Genomic DNA, 17991 nt, shown 5'->3' with positions numbered 1-17991 from the left:
TGGCCCATCCCATCACCCGACGCGGTCCACCGTCCCCGGAACGAATAGGGGCGCCCCCCCAGCCCTCTGGGGGGATCCTTCACCCGAACGCCACGCACCACGATCTCTCCGAGGGCCGAAGGACCGAGGGACTGAGAGCCAGGGGGCGCCCGGGCCTGTCGGTCCGTGGGCGGGGTCGGGGACGCGGTCCTGGTGGCCCGGGCGGTGGGCGCTCCCGGGACCCGCACCGACTGTCTGATCCGACAGGGAGGTCATACGCTTGTGCTGTGGCGCAGGAGACCGGCCCGCGTGCCGCTGCGGCGGGCGCCCGTGCTCGCCGCGCCGGGACGGCTGGGACGGACGGACTTCCGCCTCCCGTCGGCCCGACCCGCGCGGCGGTCTCATCGAGAGGAGATGAGCCGGGGTGACGCGACGCCGCGCGGCACACGGAGACCGGCCGCAGGGCCCCCTGGGTGGGGCGTACACCGCCACGGCCACTGTCGACGAGCGCGGCATCGTCACGGGGTGGAGCGAGGGCGCCCAGCGGCTCCTGGGCCACCGGTCCGACGAGGTGGTGGGGCGCCCTGCGACGGACCTGCTCGCCGATGAGGAGGACGCCGACGGGTGTACCGCCGACCGCCGGTCCGGTGGGAGCAGGCGGATGGCGCTGCGGCACCGGGACGGCGGCCGGGTGGCAGCGGAGGTGCTCGCGCACCGCGGGGTGGCCGACGGCGGCGGTGTCGAGTGGCTGCTGGTGTGCGCCGGAGCGGAGGAACCGCGCTCGGCGTTCGTGGACACACTCGCGCAGTGGGCGTTCGCCCAGTCCCCCAGGGCTCTGGCGATCTACGACACGGAGCTGCGGGCGGTGCGGGCGAACGCCGACATGGAAAGCGTGGTCGCCATGACCGACGCGCGGATGCGCGGTCGGCGGCTGACCGAGATCATGGCGCACCCCGACGCCGAGAAGATCGAGCAAGCCATGCGCCGCGTGCTGGAGAGCGGCGAGCGGCAGTTTCTGGAGAACCGTCTTCGCACCCCGGGCGAGGACCGCGAGCATGTCCGGGCGGTCTCGCTCGCTCCGCTGAAGGATCCGGGCGGCCGGATACGCGGCGTCTGTTTCGCGGCGCGTGACACGACCGAGGAGCACGTCACCCGGCAGCGGCTGCTGCTGATCAACGAGGCGGGCAGCCGTATCGGTACCACCCTCGATCTCGCGCGCACCGCTCAGGAGCTGGCCGACGTGGCCGTACCCCAGCTCGCCGACTTCGTCACCGTCGACCTGCTGACCTTCCTCCACCGCGGCGACGAACCGCCCTCGGGCCGGCTGACCGGTCCGATCACCATGCGGCGCACCGGCATGCAGTCCGTCATCGGGAACGTCGAGGCCCTGGTCGGGGTGGGCGATATGGCCACCTACCCGGAGTTCTCACCCCCGGCCGAGTGCGTGAGCGCGGGCCGGGCCGCCGTCTACCAGATCACCGACCACTCGATGGCCCGCTGGGCGGCCCAGGACCCGGCCCGTGCCTCGATGGTGCGCGACCACGGCCTGCATTCGGCGATCATCGTGCCGATGCAGGCACGCGGCATCACGTTCGGGATGGCCCTGTTCGCACGCCACAAGAGCCCGCAGCCCTTCGTGGAGGAGGACATGCTGCTGGCCGAGGAAATCACCGCCCGAGCGGCGGTCTGCATCGACAACGCCCGCAGGTACACGCGCGAGCGCACCACCGCGGTGACCCTGCAGCGCAGCCTCCTGCCGCAGAAACTCGCCCGGCAGGCCGCCCTGGAGGTCGCCTCCCGCTATCTGCCCGCTGTCCACGGGGCGGGGGTGGGCGGTGACTGGTTCGACGTGATCCCGCTGTCCGGCGAACGGGTCGCCCTGGTCGTCGGCGATGTGGTCGGCCACGGCATCCAGGCGTCGGCCAGCATGGGCAGACTGCGTACCGCGGTGCACACCCTGGCCGATGTCGACCTGCCGCCCGAAGAGCTGATCACCCACCTCGACGACTTGGTCACGCGGCTGTCCGCCGAGGAGGACGGCGCGGATCCGGCCGCTGCCGGGGTCATCGGGGCCGGCTGCCTGTACGCGGTCTACGACCCGATCACCCGCCGCTGCTCCCTCGCACGGGCCGGGCGCCCACAGCCCTCCGTGGTCGCCCCGGACGGCACCGTCAACATCCTCGACGTTCCCGCGGGACCGGCCCTGGGTCTGGGTGGTCTGCCCTTCGAGGCCGTGGAGGTCGAACTGCCCGAGGGAAGCCTGCTGGCCCTTTACACGGACGGTCTGCTCGGCGTGCACGACCATGCCGATGACGCCGAGGACTCCGCCGACGGGGCCGACGCGGGTGACGAGAAGCAGGGCCGGCTCGACGCCCTGCACACCGCGCTGGCCCGGCCCGCCCCGACGTTGGACGCTCTCTGCGACAGCGTGCTCGATGAGCTGCTGCCCGAACGTCCCGAGGACGACATCGCCCTGCTCCTCGCCCGCACCCGCGCCCTGCGCGACGATCAGGTCGCCACCTGGGACGTCCCCTCCGAGCCGTCCGTCGTGGCCCGTGCGCGGCGGCTCGCCACCGACCAGCTGACGGCCTGGGGGCTGGACGACGCCGCCTTCGTCACCGGCCTGGTGGTCAGCGAACTGGTCACCAACGCCATCCGCTACGGCCAGCACCCCGTTCAGCTGCGGCTGATCCACGGCAGCACGCTGATCATCGAGGTCTCCGACGCCAGCAGCACCGCCCCGCACCTGCGGCGAGCCCGGGTCTACGACGAGGGCGGACGCGGGCTGCTGCTGGTGGCCCAGCTCGCCCGGCGCTGGGGCACCCGGCAGACCCCGACGGGCAAGACGATCTGGGCCGAGCAGACGCTCCCCGTGGCCGAGATGTGAGGGGACACGGCGGGCGTGGACGGCCGTTCCGCGCGGATGCCGGGTTCGAGGATCACCGCGAGTCCGCGGCAGCGCCCGGTGTGCGGAACAGGGCCAGTGTGGCTGCCAGTTCCTGCTGCAGCGTGCCCGCAGCCGCCTGCGCGTCGCCGCGCCGGACGGCGTCCACGAGTGCGGCGTGCGAGGCGTCGCCGTGGTTGGGCTCCTCCTCCCGCAAGGCGGTCAGGCCGAGCAGCTCGACCAGCCCGCTCCGGAGCGTCGGCATGCAGCGCCCGCTCCAGCGCGGCGCAGTCGGTCGGGCCATTCCTCCACCGGTCGCGTGGCGATGACGAAGACGCCGGCGCCCTGTCGGGCCCGGACCAGTCCCATGCCGGCGAGCGCGCGTAGCGCCTCGCGGGCCGTCGAGCGGCCGACACCCAGCTCCTTGGAAAGGACGGTCTCACTGGGCAGCCAGCTTGGTGCCCACGGGCCAGTCGCCGCAGTCGATCTCGCCCTGCAAGCGCTCAATGACCCGCTCCACCAAGGGGCTTGGGCGGACAGTGCCGAGTGGCACGGTCGCTCACCTCCGTTCTCGTCGCCTCGCCTCAGCAACTTGTCTGAGGACCTGAGTTGTGTCTGGTCTACCGATCATGATGCTGCGTGCGCTTCTCCTCCTCGGCTGCCGCGGCGGGGCCTGACGGACCGGCACCCCGCCGCGGCGTTCTCGGCACCGCTGGTCGCCTGCCGACACGAGAAGGACGTCTCCCGTCATGACCTCTGCCGACTTTTCAAGGCTCCGCACCCCTGACGGCCCGCTCCCGGAGGGAGCGCCCGCCTGGAACCCCCAGCGCTCCAGCGCGATGCCGAGCCACCGCTACCGACCCGTCCACGACAAGGTCGACATCGCGCTGACCGGCCGCCGGTGGCCCGAAGCCCGCCTCGAACGCGCCCCGCTGTGGGTGCCGGTCGACCGCAGGGACGGCAACCAGGCCCTGGCCGAACCGATGGACACCGGGCGCTCGGCCGCGGCCGCGCCGAGATCCTCCACGTGGTCCGCGAGTCCGCCACGCTCATGTCGCGGCTGGCCGACGCCCGTCCGGACGCCGACATCCGCTTCGAGTTCTCGCCCGAGGTCTTCATCCTCACCGAGCCCGACTTCGTCCTGGAACTCTGCAACGGCGTCACCGAGCTGTGGCAGGCGTCCCCCGACCGCCCCGTGGTCCACAACCTGCCGGCCACGGTGGAGGTCGCCACCCCCAATGTCTACGCCGACCAGATCGAGTACATGCACCGCCACCTGGAGCGGCGGGATTCGGTGATCCTCTCCGTGCACCCGCACAACGACCGCGGCACCGGAGCCGCCTGCGCCGAACTCGCCGTCCTCGCCGGTGCGCAGCGCGTCGAGGGCTGCCTGTTCGGCAACGGGGAACGCACCGGCAACGTCGACCTCGTCACGCTGGCCCTCAACCTCCACGCGCAGGGCATCGACCCCCAGATCGACTTCTCGGACATCGACGCGGTCCGCGACGTCGTCACCGAGTGCATCCAACTGCCCGTACACCCTCGCGACCCGTACGGCAGCGACCTCGTCCACACCGCGTTCTCCGGCACCCACCAGGACGCCATCAGCAAGGGGCTTGCCCACCACACCCGCCGGGCCGCGGAACTCGGCGTCGGCGAGGGACAGGCGCCCTGGGCCGTGCCCTACCTGCCCATCGACCCCAAGGACGTCGGCCGGACCTACGAGGCCGTCATCCAAATCAACAGCCAGTCCGGCAAGGGGGGCATCGCGCACCTCCTCCAGGCGCACCACGGGGTCGAACTGCCCCAGGCGCTGCGCGCCGACTTCTCCACCGTCGTGCAGCACTGGACGGATTCGGCAGGCACCGAGGCCACCCCCGAGGACCTGTGGACCCTGTTCCGTGACACCTACCTCGCCCCCGGTCACCAGGGCGCGGTCACGATGACCTCCTTCAGCACGGAAGAAGTCGGCGCGGACAAGCACCGGTTCACCTGTGAACTGGTCACCGCTGACGGCCCGCGGCAGTACGAGGGCCTGGGCGACGGTCCGCTCTCCGCGCTGACCGCGGCTCTCGGTGACACCGGAATCGCCGTGGACATCCTCGGCTACACCGAGCACGCCACCACCACCGGCCCCGACAGCCCGGCGATGGCCTACGTCCAATGCCGCGTCGACGAAACGATCGTCCGGGGCGCCGGTCAGGACACCTCGGTGCTCACCGCATCCGTGCGGGCGGTCGTGGCCGCCGTGAACCGCGCGCGCTGACCGGGCACGCTTTCGGTGGCGGGACCACGGAAGTGCGTCCCGCCACCTCGGCAGGCTCCGTGCGGCTCCGCGAGAACGGGGCCGCGGAAGCTCCGTCCGGGCGACCCCACGGCGTGGCCGCTTGTCCGGGGACGCCCGGCGGGGTGCCCTGGGGCGGCCGGGCGCCGCGGTGCCCGAGCCCACGCTCCCGCAGTCGATCCCGCCGTGCCTTTCAGGAGCCCGTGATGTCCGAGAGCCGTTCACGTCTGTTCGCCCGTGTCACCGTCCCCGCCGCCGTGGCGGTGCTGACCGTGTTGGCCGCAACGGCCACCCCGGCCGGCGCGGCCCGGCCGGCGAGCGACGGCGGCCTGTTCCTGACCGTGTCCGACGCCCAGCACACCTGGGTCCGCGGCATCCGGCTCGTCTGCCCCGACACCCGCGGTGACCATCCGCACGGCACGGCCGCCTGCGACGCGCTGACCTGGGCACGGGGCGATCTGAACGCCCTGCGCGGGGAGCCGCACGCGTGCACCAAGGAGTACGACCCGGTCACCGTCACCGCCACCGGGACGTGGCGTGGCGGCTCCATCGACTGGCACAGGGACTTCCCCAGCGCCTGCACCATGGACTCCGCGACGGGACCGGTCTTCCGCTTCTGAAGGCGCGCGCCGATCGGGCGACGCGCGCCGCCCGTCGGGCACCGTCGCGTCACCGCTGGTCAGCGGCTTTGGTACGGGACCGTCCGGCCGCTCATGCCTGCCGCGCGGCCACCACCCCGACCGTCACCAGTGCCAACACCACCCAGGAGAACCAGAGCCAGCCATTGCCGCCCAGTGCCACGGTGTAGGCGGTCGCGACCACCAGGCCCCCCACCGTGCACACGGCCATCGTCTTAGCAGATCCGGGCATACCCGTAACCTCCTCCTGCCGGCCCGGGCACCCACGCCACGGGCCGCGGCCTTGGGACCCATCGTCCCCGGCCGCGGCCCGTACCGCTAGATGTCCTCCGTCCCCGGCGTCACTGCCCCCGGGCGTGAAGCGAGGCAAGGTAGGCGTTGTAGTCCGCCAGGTCCTTGTCCCCGTTGCGGTCGGCGGCCCGGTCCGAGCGCTGGGACTGGCGCTCCTCGGACTTGTACCACTGGAAGACCAGCGCGATCAGCACCACCACGGACGGGATCTCGCTGAAGGCCCAGGCGATGCCGCCCGCCGCCGTCTGGTCGGCCAGCGCCTCGATGCCGAGCGAGGCCGGCGGGTGCGTGTACGTACCCACCATCGGCTCCGAGGCCATCATCAGCGCGATACCGAAGAACGCGTGGAACGGCATGCCCGCGAACAGCTCCAGCATCCGCATCACATAGCCCGGCCGGTGCGGTCCCGGGTCGACGCCCATGATCGGCCAGAAGAAGATCAGGCCGACCGCCAGGAAGTGCACCATCATCGCGATGTGCCCGGTACGCGAGCCCATCAGGAAGTCGAAGAGCGGCGAGAAGTACAGCGCGTAGAGGCTCGCGATGAACAGCGGGATGGTGAAGGCCGGGTGCGTGATGATGCGCATGTAGCGGCTGTGCAGCAGCGCCACCAGCAGTTCCCGGGGGCCCTTGTTGCCGCGCCCGGCGGTGGGCAGCGCGCGCAGTGTCAGCGTGACCGGCGCTCCCAGCAGCAACAGGATCGGCGACAGCATGCTGATGACCATGTGCTGGACCATGTGCACGCTGAACATCGCCATGCCGTAGTCGTTGAGCTTGGTGCACATCACCAGAGCGACCGTCAGGACACCCACGACCCAGGCGACGATCCGGCTCACCGGCCAGGCATCACCGCGCCGCCGCAGACGCACCACCGCCCAGCCGTACAACACCAGCCCCAGCAGGCAGCCGACAAGGAAGAACGCGTCGCCCCCGAACTCCAGACCGCGTCCCAGCGTGAACGGCGGCAGATCCATGTTCATGCCGTGCCCGCTGTGATCCATCCGCTCGCTCCTGATTCGTACCAATACTCCGGCGACCAGACTAGAACCGCCCCCGGCCGATGCCTCGGCCGGGGGCGGTTCGTACAGCGCGGGACTATCGCGCGGAAGTCACAGCACGCACTCGGCCTCGGCGTAGCGCTCCACAGGCACGGTCTTGAGCGTCTCCACCGCCTCCGCCAGCGACACCAGCGTGATGTCCGTGCCGCGCAGCGCGGTCATCATGCCGAAGTCGCCGCGGTGCGCCGCCTCGACGGCGTGCCAGCCGAAGCGGGTGGCCAGCACCCGGTCGTAGGCGGTCGGGGTGCCGCCGCGCTGGACGTGGCCGAGGATGACCGGGCGGGCCTCCTTGCCGAGGCGGTTCTCCAGCTCGACGGAGAGCTGACGGGCCACACCGGCGAACCGCTCGTGGCCGTACATGTCCTTGCCGCCGATGTCGAAGGGCATCGTGCCCTCGCGCGGCTTGGCGCCCTCGGCGACCACCACGATCGCGAACTTCTTGCCGGCGTCGAACCGCGCGGCGACCCGGGCGGTCAGCTCGTCGATGTCGAAGGGGCGCTCGGGCACCACGATCGCGTGCGCACCGGCCGCCATGCCCGAGTGCAGCGCGATCCAGCCGGTGTGGCGTCCCATGACCTCGACGATCATGACCCGCTGGTGCGACTCGGCGGTCGTCTTCAGACGGTCGAGAGCCTCCGTGGCGACACCCACCGCGGTGTCGAAACCGAACGTCACGTCCGTGACGGCGATGTCGTTGTCGATCGTCTTCGGGACGCCGACGATGGGCAGCCCCGCGTCGGACAGCAGCCGCGCCGCCTTCAGCGTGCCCTCGCCGCCGATCGGGATGATCGCGTCCAGGCCCAGCTCCGCGACATGGCCGCGGGCGCGCTCGACGCCGTCACGCAGATGGGCGGGCTGCACCCGGGACGACCCGAGGATGGTGCCGCCGCGCGCCAGGATGCCGCCGACGGCATCGAGGTCGAGCTTGCGGTAATCACCCTCCAGCAGGCCCTTCCAGCCATCCCGGAAACCGATCACCTCATCGCCGTGATCAGCGGTGGCGCGGTGGACGACGGACCGGATGACGGCGTTCAGACCGGGGCAGTCGCCGCCGGAGGTGAGTACACCAATACGCATTGCTCGAAAACCCTCTGCAACTCAACCGGAGGCCCGGACCCCGTCGTCCGGTTGGATCCCGCTCACCCTACAAGCGCGGAGACCCTGGGCACACGTACGCCCGCAGTGCGGACTGCGGGCGTACGAAACGGGAGCAATGCGGGAGAAAGCGGACCAGAGGGCCTGCAGTGGGTCAGGCGGGCTGGGTCGCCGCGGCGATCCGCTCCTGCCGCAGCGCTTCGTACCAGCGGTCGTCGGCCGGCGGCAGCGCGTTGACGTCCAGCGCGAGCTTGATCAGCAGATCGGCGATGTGCGGGTTGCGGGCCATCACCGGGCCGTGCATGTACGTGCCGAAGACGGTGTCGTTCCACGCGCCCTCGTAGCCGTCGCCGACGCCGTTGCCCTTGCCGAACCGCACCTTGGCGAACGGCCGGGCGGTCTGGCCCAGGTGCGTCACGCCCTGGTGGTTCTCGAAGCCGGTCAGCGGCGGCAGCCCCAACTGCGGATCGATATCGGCGAGGACGTCGCCGACACAGCGCTCCGCCTCACCGCGGGTGCTCACCACATCCAGCAGGCCCAGGCCCTGCTGCGGCTCACCGAGGTCGTTGATGAACTCATGACCCAGGATCTGGTAGCCGGCGCACACCGAGAAGACGATGGCGCCGTTGGAGACCGCGCGGTCCAGACCACCGTCGCGGATCAGGCGCTCGGCGGCCAGCCGCTGCGGCCGGTCCTCACCGCCGCCGATCAGGTAGATGTCGCCGGAGGTGGGGATCTGCTGGTCGGACCGCACGTCCAGACGCTGCACATCCAGGCCGCGCTGACGTGCCCGCCGCTCGACGACGAGGGCATTGCCCTGGTCGCCGTACGTGCTCAGCAGGTCCGGGTAGATCCACACCAGCCGCAGGCTGTTGTCACTCATGCTCGCTCTTCCTTGTCCGCGCATCATGCTCAGTTGCCCACGCGACGGCGCAGGTCCTGGAAGGCCGTGTAGTTGGCGATGACCTCGATCCGGCCGGGCGGCGCCATTCGCACCGCCTCATCCAGGCTCTCGCACACGTGGAAGTCGAGCCCGGCGACCTCCAGCCGTACGGCGAGGTCCAGCTTGCGGTCGCCGAGCACGAAGATCGGGTGCCCGGCGAGCCGGGTGTAGTCGACGTCCCACAGCCAGGAGGTGTCCGTGCCGTCCGCGCCGCGGGCGTTCACCGACATGATCACCGGCGTCGGCGGCGGGTCGATCAGCGAGAACGTCTCCAGCCAGCCGGCCGGGTTCTTCGCCAGCAGCAGCCGCAGCTCCCGCTCCATGAAGGTGACGACGTCATAGCGGCCGGCTACCGCCTGCACGGAGTACATCCGCTCCAGCGCGACCTGCGGCGGCACCCCGAACGCGGCAGCGACCGCGGCGGACGTCGTGGCGTTGGCCTTGTTGGCCCGACCTGGGAGCTGCAGCTTGATCGGCCACGCGCTGCCGTGCGGGTCCAGGACGTGGTCGCCGGACAGGGCCCAGCTGGGGGTCGGACGGCGGAAGCCGCACTCCCCGCAGAACCAGTCCTCGCCCGGCCGCTGCATCACGCCACCGCAGGAGGGGCACGACCAGGCGTCGTCCTTCCACTCCTGGCCGGCGGCGACCCACACGACGTTCGCGGACGACGACGCCGCCCAGACGATCAACGGGTCGTCCGCGTTGGCGATGATCAGAGCCTTGGAGCCGGCCAGCCCCTCGCGCCAGTGCTCGGCCAGCATCCGCGTCTCCGCGGCCCGGTCGAGCTGGTCGCGCGAGAGGTTCAGCAGCGCTATGGCCTTCGGCGTCACATCCCGCGCCACGCCGGAGAGGTACTTCTCGTCCACCTCGATGACGCCGAAACGGGCGTCGGAACCACCGGCCAGGGCGGACGTGATGCCCGCCGGCATGTTGGCGCCGAGTGCGTTGGAGACCACCGGGCCGCTGGCCCGCAGCGCTTCAGCGATCAGCCGCGTCGTGGTCGTCTTGCCGTTGGTCGCCGACACCAGGATGACGTCCAAATGCCGGGCCAGTCGGGCCAGCAGGTCGGGGTCGAGCTTGAGTGCCACCCGGCCACCGATCACCGATCCGCTGCCGCGGCCCGCCGCGCGCGATACCGCCGCCGCGGCCTTGCCCGCCGTCACGGCCAGCTTGGCCCGCGGCGACAGCGGCTCCGTGTTGCCTGCCATCGTCCTTGATCCTCCTTGCATCCGGCGCCCTCCTGCCCTGTGGGCTGCCGGTGGAACGCCTCCTCCGCAGCCGACGACCGGCCGGAGGCTTCGGTCGGGGAGCAGCCTATCGAGATCCGGGCGTGAGCCCGAACCCCGCCACCCGTGCCGCGTCATCCGGTATGAGCAGGACCGTACGCTTACCCCCATGCGTCCCCGCACCATCCCGGGCAGTTCAGGCCGCCCGCGCCCCCTGCGCCTCCTCGGCGATCCGGCCCTCACCGAACCCTGCCGGGAGGTCACCGCCTTCGACGGTGAACTCGCCCGGCTGATCGAGGACATGTTCGCGACGATGTACGCCGCCCGCGGCGTGGGCCTGGCAGCCAACCAGATCGGCGTGCCGCTGCGGGTGTTCGTCTATGACTGCCCCGACGACGAGGAACGCCGCCATCTCGGACATCTCGTCAACCCCCGCCTCCTCGAAACCGGCGGTCCCCTCGTGCGCGGCCCGGAAGGCTGCCTCTCGCTCCCCGGTATCGAGGCCGGAACCCCACGGCACGACGAGGCCGTGGTGACGGGCTTCGGCGTCGACGGCGAGCCCAGGAAGGTCGCAGGCAGCGGCTTCTTCGCCCGCTGCCTCCAGCACGAGTGCGATCACCTCGACGGCGGTCTGTACGTCGACCACCTCACCGGGCTGCGGCGCCGGCGGGCGCTGCGCGCGGCGGCCAAGGCGCCCTGGGCGGCGGAGTCCGCACGCTGAGCGGCGGACCCGCGCCCTCCGGCTCAGAAGCCGGGGCCGCTCGCACGGTCCTTGACGAGGGCCAGCTGACCCCACAACAGGTCGGTCAGGTGCTGGACCAACTGCTCGCGCGAGCAGGGGCGTTCGCGTAGCCACCAGTCACCGGCCGCGTGCATCATGCCGACTATCCCGTGCCCCCATACGCGTGCCATCTCCTCGCCGGCCGGTCCGAGGTCGAGCCGGTCACCGATGACCTTGGCCAGTTCCTCGCCGAGCCGGCGGAGCAGGGGAGCGGAGTGCCGTCCGACATCGAAACCGGACTCGGCCTGGTTCGCGTCGTCGGCCGGGTGCATCAGGAACCGGTACACCTGCGGCCGGGTCTCGATCGCGACGAGATAGGTGTCGAGGGTGGCCTCGACGCGGTCCCGGCGCAGCACCGGCGCGTCCAGCGCTGCCCGCAGGCTGTCGAGCAGGGCGTCGGTGTGCCGTACGGCCAGCGCGCGGTACAGCCCGCCCTTGTCGCCGAAGTGCCGGTACAGGATCGGCTTGGTGATGCCGGCCTCCGCGGCGATGGCGTTCATCGACGCTTCCGGGCCGTCACGCAGCACGATTCGTTCCGCGGCCTCCAAGAGCTCCCGCCGCCGCTTTTCGGTCGCCGCCTGCTGGCGACCGAGGTGCTGTGTCTTCTCCATGGTCGTGCTCCCCACCCTTGTGAATCCGTGGCGTTTGCGCAACGTAACACCCACACTCCACGGCGAAATCGGACCCTGGGGAGTTGACATTCCTTACCGGCGAGTAACACACTCTGGGTTACCGCAAGTAACAACAGTTGAGAACGTAGCGCTGGAGGGGTCATGGCCGAGTTCACCATGGAGCTCAACGACGAGCAGAAGGAAGTCCGTGACTGGATTCACGGCTTCGCCGCCGACGTCATGCGCCCCGCCGCCGCCGAGTGGGACGAGCGCGAGGAGACTCCCTGGCCGGTCATCCAGGAGGCGGCCAAAATCGGCCTGTACTCGCTCGACTTCTACGCCCAGCAGTTCTTCGACCCGTCGGGCCTTGGTATCCCGATGGCGATGGAGGAGCTGTTCTGGGGGGACGCCGGCATAGGTCTGTCCATCGTCGGCACCGGTCTCGCCGCGGTCGGGGTGCTGGCGAACGGCACGGAGGAGCAGATCGGCACCTGGGTGCCGCAGATGTACGGCGACGCGAACGACGTGAAGGTCGCCGCCTTCTGCTCGTCCGAACCGGATGCCGGCTCCGACGTCGGCGCGATGCGCACCCGCGCGGCCTACGACGAGGCCAAGGACGAGTGGGTGCTCAACGGAACCAAGACCTGGGCGACGAACGGCGGCATCGCCAACGTCCACGTCGTCGTCGCGGTGGTCGACCCGGACGCCGGCTCCAAGGGCCACGCCTCCTTCATCATCCCGCCGAACACCCCCGGCCTGTCCCAGGGGCAGAAGTTCAAGAAGCACGGCATCCGCGCCTCGCACACCGCCGAGGTCGTCCTGGAGGACGTGCGTATCCCCGGCCACTGCCTGCTCGGCGGCAAGGAGAAGCTCGACGAGCGTCTTGCCCGCGCCCGTGAGCGGGCCAAGAACGGCGGCGAGCGCGTGAAGAACGCGGCGATGGCCACCTTCGAGGCGTCCCGCCCCGCGGTCGGCGCCATGGCGGTCGGCACCGCGCGCGCCGCCTACGAGGAGGCGCTGGAGTACGCCAAGACCCGCTCGCAGTTCGGCCGGCCGATCATCGACAACCAGGGCGTGGCCTTCCAGCTGGCCGACATGCGCACCCAGGTCGACGCCGCCCGCCTGCTGGTGTGGCGCGCTTCCTGGATGGCGACGACCGGCAAGCCCTTCACCTCCGCGGAGGGCTCGATGTCGAAGCTCTACGCGAGCGAGGTCGCCAAGAAGGTCACCGCCCAGGCCGTACAGATCCTCGGCGGCAACGGCTTCACCCGCGAGTACCCGGTCGAGCGGATGCACCGCGACGCGGCGATCTACACCATCTTCGAAGGCACCAGCGAGATCCAGCGCCTGGTCATCGCGCGAACACTGTCGGGTATGCCGATCCGCTAGGGTCAATTCCCTTCAGGGCGCGGGTAGTTCGCCGGGAATGATCTAGGGCCCCACTCCTGCTGGAGTGGGGCCCTTGGCGTTTCCCTGGGCCCTGCGACTGATCGGCGATCGTCAGCTCCATGCGCAACGTCACCTGCGGCGAACACCCTCTATGCCCTGCAGTACACGGCCCGGGCCATCCAGCACCTTGTCCTCGCTCGGTCGCTCGGTCGCTCGGTCGGTCGGTCGGGCGGACGGGCGGGTGTGCCGAACCGCTGGACGTACCCATGGCAGGGCGCATGTAGAGCGGACTCACCTGAAAGCTCCACCTTGATGCGGGGTAGGGCCTTCGGTGCGTCGAGCGCCGGTGGATGCCGCAGTGAGTTATTGCGCCGCGACTACGGCCCGCGGGGAGCGCTCTGGGTGAAAAACTGTCGTCCGTAGTCTCCAACAGGCGCACAGTGCAGCAGAGTTGGTCAACCAGCTCCTTGGAGAGGACTCGTCGCTGGTCCGAGCTGTGAGGGGGTCTGGCTTCCATGATTGAGTGATGCTGTGGATCTGGAGGCTCGGCCAACGCGGGGAAAGGCAACGAGATATGACCGGGGATCGAGAGCCCGACTCCAAGAAGAAGAGCCAGTTCACGTTCACGGACTGGGTCGAGGGTGCGGTGCTGCTCTTCACGGCCGTCGCTTTCGTGCTCTGGCTGATCAAGTAGTTCGTTCGCCGACCTGACAGGGACGGCAGCGGCCGACCTGTGAGCGCGGCGTTCTCGCGCGGCTCGGTCGCGCCTCGAGGCGTGCTCGCCCGGCAGCGCGGGTTGTGGCGGGTTCGCGCTTCACGGGGAGTCGGCTGCGGATCGCCGTTGGTGCACCCGCGAGCCTTGCGCGCTGCGGGTGTCGTCCTGTCCGTCACGTGCGTTGCGGGCTCCGTATGAAGATTTCGGGGACGCCGCCCACTGGCGCCTGACCTGGATCGCGCGCATTGCCGACGCCGGTGCTCCCATGGCGGGGCGCCGGCGTCGGCCTGTTTCGGCACTTCTGCGCGTCCGCAGGAGGTCGCCGCCGGTGCCTGCGAGGTGGCTTGCTGCCCTCCCCGCATGCGCCCTCGCCGCGCGCCCGCGCGCATGGCGCCCGCGCCACCGCGCCCGCGCCTCCCTTCTGCCATGTGGCCTCGCGCCCGCGTCCTCCCACGCACCCAGCATCGCGGACATTCCGGCGCCGCATGGACGGCATCCCCCTTGACGAGTGGATCGTCTCGTTCTACGTTTCTTCCATAAAGCAAAACATTGATTCCATGATGCGGAATTAAGAACCTGGCCTTTCGGCCGGAACTGCCCCTGACAGGTCGACGCAGGAGTACTCGATGCCTCGAATGACAGCCGCCCGCGCTGCGGTGGAGATCCTCAAGCGCGAGGGCGTGACCAACGCCTTCGGAGTGCCGGGAGCGGCGATCAACCCGTTCTACGCGGCGCTCAAGGGCGCCGGTGGGATCGACCACACGCTCGCCCGTCACGTCGAGGGCGCCTCGCACATGGCCGAGGGCTACACCCGGGCCAACCCGGGCAACATCGGTGTCTGCATCGGTACGTCCGGCCCGGCCGGCACGGACATGATCACCGGCCTCTACTCCGCGATCGGTGACTCCATCCCGATCCTGTGCATCACCGGTCAGGCCCCGACCGCGGTGATCCAGAAGGAGGACTTCCAGGCCGTCGACATCGCCTCGATCGCCAAGCCGGTCGCCAAGGCCGCGACCACCGTCATGGAGGCAGCCCAGGTCCCCGGCGTCTTCCAGCAGGCCTTCCACCTGATGCGCTCCGGCCGTCCCGGCCCGGTCCTGATCGACCTGCCGATCGACGTCCAGCTGACCGAGATCGAGTTCGACCCCGAGACGTACGAGCCGCTGCCGGCCTTCAAGCCGACCGCGACCCGCGCCCAGGTCGAGAAGGCCATCACGCTGCTCAACGAGTCCGAGCGTCCGCTGATCGTCGCCGGTGGCGGCATCATCAACGCCGACGCGTCCGAGCTGCTGGTCGAGTTCGCCGAGCTGACCGGTACCCCGGTCATCCCCACCCTGATGGGCTGGGGCATCCTCGCCGACGACCACGAGCTGAACGCGGGCATGGTCGGTCTGCAGACCTCGCACCGCTACGGCAACGCGAACTTCCTGGAGTCCGACTTCGTCCTCGGCATCGGCAACCGCTGGGCCAACCGCCACACCGGCAAGCTGGACGTCTACACCCAGGGCCGCAAGTTCGTGCACGTCGACATCGAGCCGACCCAGATCGGCAAGATCTTCGCCCCGGACTACGGCATCGCCTCCGACGCCAAGGCCGCGCTGGAGCTGTTCGTCGAGGTCGCCAAGGAGCTCAAGGCCGCGGGCAAGCTGCCCGACCGCAGCGACTGGGCCGCCTCCACCCAGGAGCGCAAGGCCGAGCTGCAGCGCCGTACGCACTTCGACAACGTGCCGATGAAGCCGCAGCGCGTGTACGAGGAGATGAACAAGGCCTTCGGCCCGGAGACGCGCTACGTCACCACCATCGGCCTCTCCCAGATCGCCGGCGCGCAGATGCTGCACGTCTACAAGCCGCGTCACTGGATCAACTGCGGCCAGGCCGGCCCGCTCGGCTGGACCATCCCGGCCGCGCTGGGTGTGGCCACCGCCGACCCCGAGACCCCGGTCGTCGCCCTCTCCGGTGACTACGACTTCCAGTTCATGATCGAAGAGCTGGCCGTCGGTGCACAGCACAGGATCCCTTACGTCCACGTCCTGGTGAACAACGCGTACCTGGGCCTGATCCGCCAGGCGCAGCGCAACCTCGACATCAACTTCCAGGTCAACCTGGAGTTCGAGAACATCAACAGCCCCGAGCTGGGTGTCTACGGCGTGGACCACGTCAAGGTCGCCGAGGGTCTCGGCTGCAAGGCGATCCGGGTCACCGAGCCCGACCAGCTGCTGGCCGCCTTCGAGGAGGCCAAGAAGCTCGCCGCCGAGTACCGCGTCCCGGTCGTCGTCGAGGCGATCCTGGAGCGGATCACCAACATCTCGATGAGCGGTTCCGACATCGCCAGCGTGAACGAGTGGGAAGAGATCGCGACCGAGCCGGGCCACGCGCCCACCGCGATCAAGCCGCTGAAGGTCTGACGCAGGACGGAAAGCCCCTGTAGGGGGCTCACGGTCCTCCGCAGGACCCGTGGGGATCGGTGTGCCGGGCGGGGCTTGACCGCCCCGCCCGGCAGTACCACCATCTCGTAGAACAGAAATAGAAATCCGCTATCCGGAAGGAGCGCCGGCCCTTATGGGTTTCACGGACACGCGCTTCAACGTCAATCTGTCGATTTTGTTCACCGAGCTTCCGTTGCTGGAGCGGCCGGCGGCCGCGGCGGCGGCGGGTTTCACGGCGGTGGAGCTGTGGTGGCCGTGGGTGGATGCTCCGGTGCCGGAGCGGTCGGAGCTGGATGCACTGCGTGACGCGCTCAATGACGCGGGGACGCAGTTGGTGGGGCTGAACTTCTATGCGGGGCGGCTGCCGGGTCCTGACCGTGGTGCGTTGTCGGTGCCGGGTGTGGAGTCGGATCGGTTCCGGGCGAATGTGCCGGTGGCGGTGGAGTTCGGGCGGTCGCTTGGCTGTCTGACGTTCAACGCGCTGTACGGCAATCGTGTGGAGGGTGTGGCGGCGGCGGAGCAGGATGCGCTGGCGTTGGAGAACCTGACGCTGGCGGCGCGTGCGGTGGGCGAGGTGGGCGGAACGTTGCTGATCGAGGCGCTGAACGCGCCGGAGTCGCCGGCCTGCCCGATCGTCTCGGCGCCGAAGGCCATCGAGGTCGTCGATGCGGTCAACGCGGCGACGGGGCTGGACAACGCCCGGTTCTTGATGGACCTCTACCACCTGTCGATGAACGGTGAGGACCTCAAGGAGGTCATCGACCGCTACACGGCCAAGACCGCGCATGTGCAGATCGCCGACAACCCCGGCCGTGGCGCGCCCGGTACCGGCGCGCTGGACCTGGCCGGGCTGCTGGGCCGGCTGAGGAAGAGCGGCTACGACGGCTGGGTGGGCCTTGAGTACAAGCCCGGTGACGCGCCCAGCGCGCAGTCCTTCGCCTGGCTGCCGGCCGAACAGCGCCCGGCCCGCTGACGACTGCCCGCTGACGGCCGGCTGCTTGATTCCTCGGGTGTGCTGCCGCGGTGGCGGTGGTCCGGTCGTCGTCCGTACAACGTTTGAGCGTTTGAGTGTGAAAGAGGCTTTGGTATGAGCAAGCTGCCCAAGATCGCGTGGGTCGGGCTGGGGATCATGGGGTCGCCCATGGCCGAGAACCTGATCAAGGCCGGGTACGAGGTGTCCGGCTACACGCTGGAGCAGGACAAGCTGGAGCGGCTGGCGGCGGCCGGTGGCACGGCGGCCGCCTCGATTGCGGAGGCGGTCAAGGACGCCGATGTCGTGATCACGATGGTGCCGGCGTCGCCGCAGGTGGAGGCCATCGCCTACGGTCCGGACGGCATCGTGGACAACGCCAGGTCGGGTGCGCTGCTGATCGACATGTCCTCGATCACGCCGCAGACCTCCATCGACCTGGCCAAGGCCGCCGGTGCCAAGGGCATCCGGGTGCTGGACGCGCCGGTCTCCGGTGGTGAGGCGGGTGCGATCGAGGCGGTGCTGTCGATCATGGTCGGTGGTGAGCAGGCCGACTTCGACGCCGCCAAGCCGATCCTGGAGGCGCTGGGCAAGACCATCGTGCTGTGCGGTCCGCACGGCGCCGGTCAGACGGTCAAGGCCGCCAACCAGCTGATCGTCGCGGTCAACATCCAGGCCTGCGCCGAAGCGGTGGTGTT

13 protein-coding genes and 2 pseudogenes are annotated in these 17991 nt (G+C 70.2%); 8 read left to right on the top strand and 7 right to left on the bottom strand.

Annotated features, from left to right (window positions below):
- Window positions 1-403: 403 nt before the first annotated feature.
- On the top strand, window positions 404-2866 hold the full coding sequence (locus ACGFZW_RS34415) for a SpoIIE family protein phosphatase (protein WP_393897243.1): 2463 nt from the start codon (window positions 404-406) through the stop codon (window positions 2864-2866).
- Window positions 2867-2918: 52 nt separating this feature from the next.
- Here ACGFZW_RS34415 and ACGFZW_RS34410 read toward each other — a convergent pair.
- Window positions 2919-3416 (bottom strand): annotated as a pseudogene (locus ACGFZW_RS34410) (FadR/GntR family transcriptional regulator).
- Between the two features lie 196 nt (window positions 3417-3612).
- Here ACGFZW_RS34410 and ACGFZW_RS34405 point away from each other — a divergent pair.
- A pseudogene (locus tag ACGFZW_RS34405) lies at window positions 3613-5129 on the top strand (2-isopropylmalate synthase).
- Window positions 5130-5353: 224 nt separating this feature from the next.
- Window positions 5354-5767, top strand: coding sequence for an SSI family serine proteinase inhibitor (locus tag ACGFZW_RS34400; RefSeq protein ID WP_393897242.1), 414 nt, complete (start codon window positions 5354-5356; stop codon window positions 5765-5767).
- Window positions 5768-5858: 91 nt separating this feature from the next.
- Here the strand turns inward: ACGFZW_RS34400 and ACGFZW_RS34395 are convergent, their stop codons facing one another.
- The 5 genes from ACGFZW_RS34395 to ACGFZW_RS34375 form a co-directional block, all read right to left on the bottom strand.
- Window positions 5859-6017, bottom strand: a complete 159-nt coding sequence (locus ACGFZW_RS34395) for a hypothetical protein (protein ID WP_393897241.1) — start codon at window positions 6015-6017, stop codon at window positions 5859-5861.
- A gap of 109 nt (window positions 6018-6126) precedes the next feature.
- Window positions 6127-7077: a cytochrome c oxidase assembly protein gene (locus tag ACGFZW_RS34390; RefSeq protein WP_393897240.1), complete on the bottom strand. Its 951-nt coding sequence runs from the start codon at window positions 7075-7077 to the stop codon at window positions 6127-6129.
- Between the two features lie 108 nt (window positions 7078-7185).
- Window positions 7186-8211 carry a 6-phosphofructokinase gene (locus tag ACGFZW_RS34385; protein WP_393897239.1) on the bottom strand — a complete coding sequence of 342 codons (1026 nt, stop codon included), beginning with the start codon at window positions 8209-8211 and terminating at the stop codon, window positions 7186-7188.
- Between the two features lie 172 nt (window positions 8212-8383).
- Window positions 8384-9112, bottom strand: a complete 729-nt coding sequence (locus ACGFZW_RS34380) for a type 1 glutamine amidotransferase (protein WP_393897238.1) — start codon at window positions 9110-9112, stop codon at window positions 8384-8386.
- Window positions 9113-9141: 29 nt separating this feature from the next.
- A complete protein-coding gene (locus ACGFZW_RS34375) occupies window positions 9142-10380 on the bottom strand; it encodes a MurT ligase domain-containing protein (RefSeq protein ID WP_393897237.1) in 1239 nt (412 codons plus the stop codon).
- A 187-nt stretch (window positions 10381-10567) separates the two neighbouring features.
- Between ACGFZW_RS34375 and def the strand changes: the two genes are divergently transcribed.
- A complete protein-coding gene (def, locus tag ACGFZW_RS34370) occupies window positions 10568-11119 on the top strand; it encodes a peptide deformylase (protein WP_393897236.1) in 552 nt (183 codons plus the stop codon).
- A 23-nt stretch (window positions 11120-11142) separates the two neighbouring features.
- Here def and ACGFZW_RS34365 read toward each other — a convergent pair whose 3' ends face one another.
- Window positions 11143-11790, bottom strand: a complete 648-nt coding sequence (locus ACGFZW_RS34365; RefSeq protein ID WP_393897235.1) for a TetR family transcriptional regulator — start codon at window positions 11788-11790, stop codon at window positions 11143-11145.
- A gap of 162 nt (window positions 11791-11952) precedes the next feature.
- Between ACGFZW_RS34365 and ACGFZW_RS34360 the strand changes: the two genes are divergently transcribed.
- The 4 genes from ACGFZW_RS34360 to ACGFZW_RS34345 form a co-directional block, all read left to right on the top strand.
- Window positions 11953-13179 (top strand): acyl-CoA dehydrogenase family protein, encoded by a 1227-nt coding sequence (locus ACGFZW_RS34360; protein ID WP_393897234.1) that lies wholly within the window; start codon window positions 11953-11955, stop codon window positions 13177-13179.
- Window positions 13180-14529: 1350 nt separating this feature from the next.
- Window positions 14530-16302, top strand: a complete 1773-nt coding sequence (gene gcl, locus ACGFZW_RS34355; protein ID WP_393897303.1) for a glyoxylate carboligase — start codon at window positions 14530-14532, stop codon at window positions 16300-16302.
- 154 nt (window positions 16303-16456) lie between these two features.
- Complete coding sequence (locus tag ACGFZW_RS34350; protein ID WP_393897233.1) at window positions 16457-17296, top strand: TIM barrel protein; 840 nt, start codon at window positions 16457-16459, stop codon at window positions 17294-17296.
- A 114-nt stretch (window positions 17297-17410) separates the two neighbouring features.
- A partial coding sequence (locus ACGFZW_RS34345) for an NAD(P)-binding domain-containing protein (protein WP_393897232.1) occupies window positions 17411-17991 on the top strand: 581 nt, incomplete at its 3' end.

It is taken from the genome of Streptomyces sp. NPDC048248 (assembly GCF_043201875.1).
Taxonomy (GTDB): Bacteria; Actinomycetota; Actinomycetes; order Streptomycetales; family Streptomycetaceae; genus Streptomyces.
This window is presented reverse-complemented; position numbering and strand designations above follow the sequence as displayed.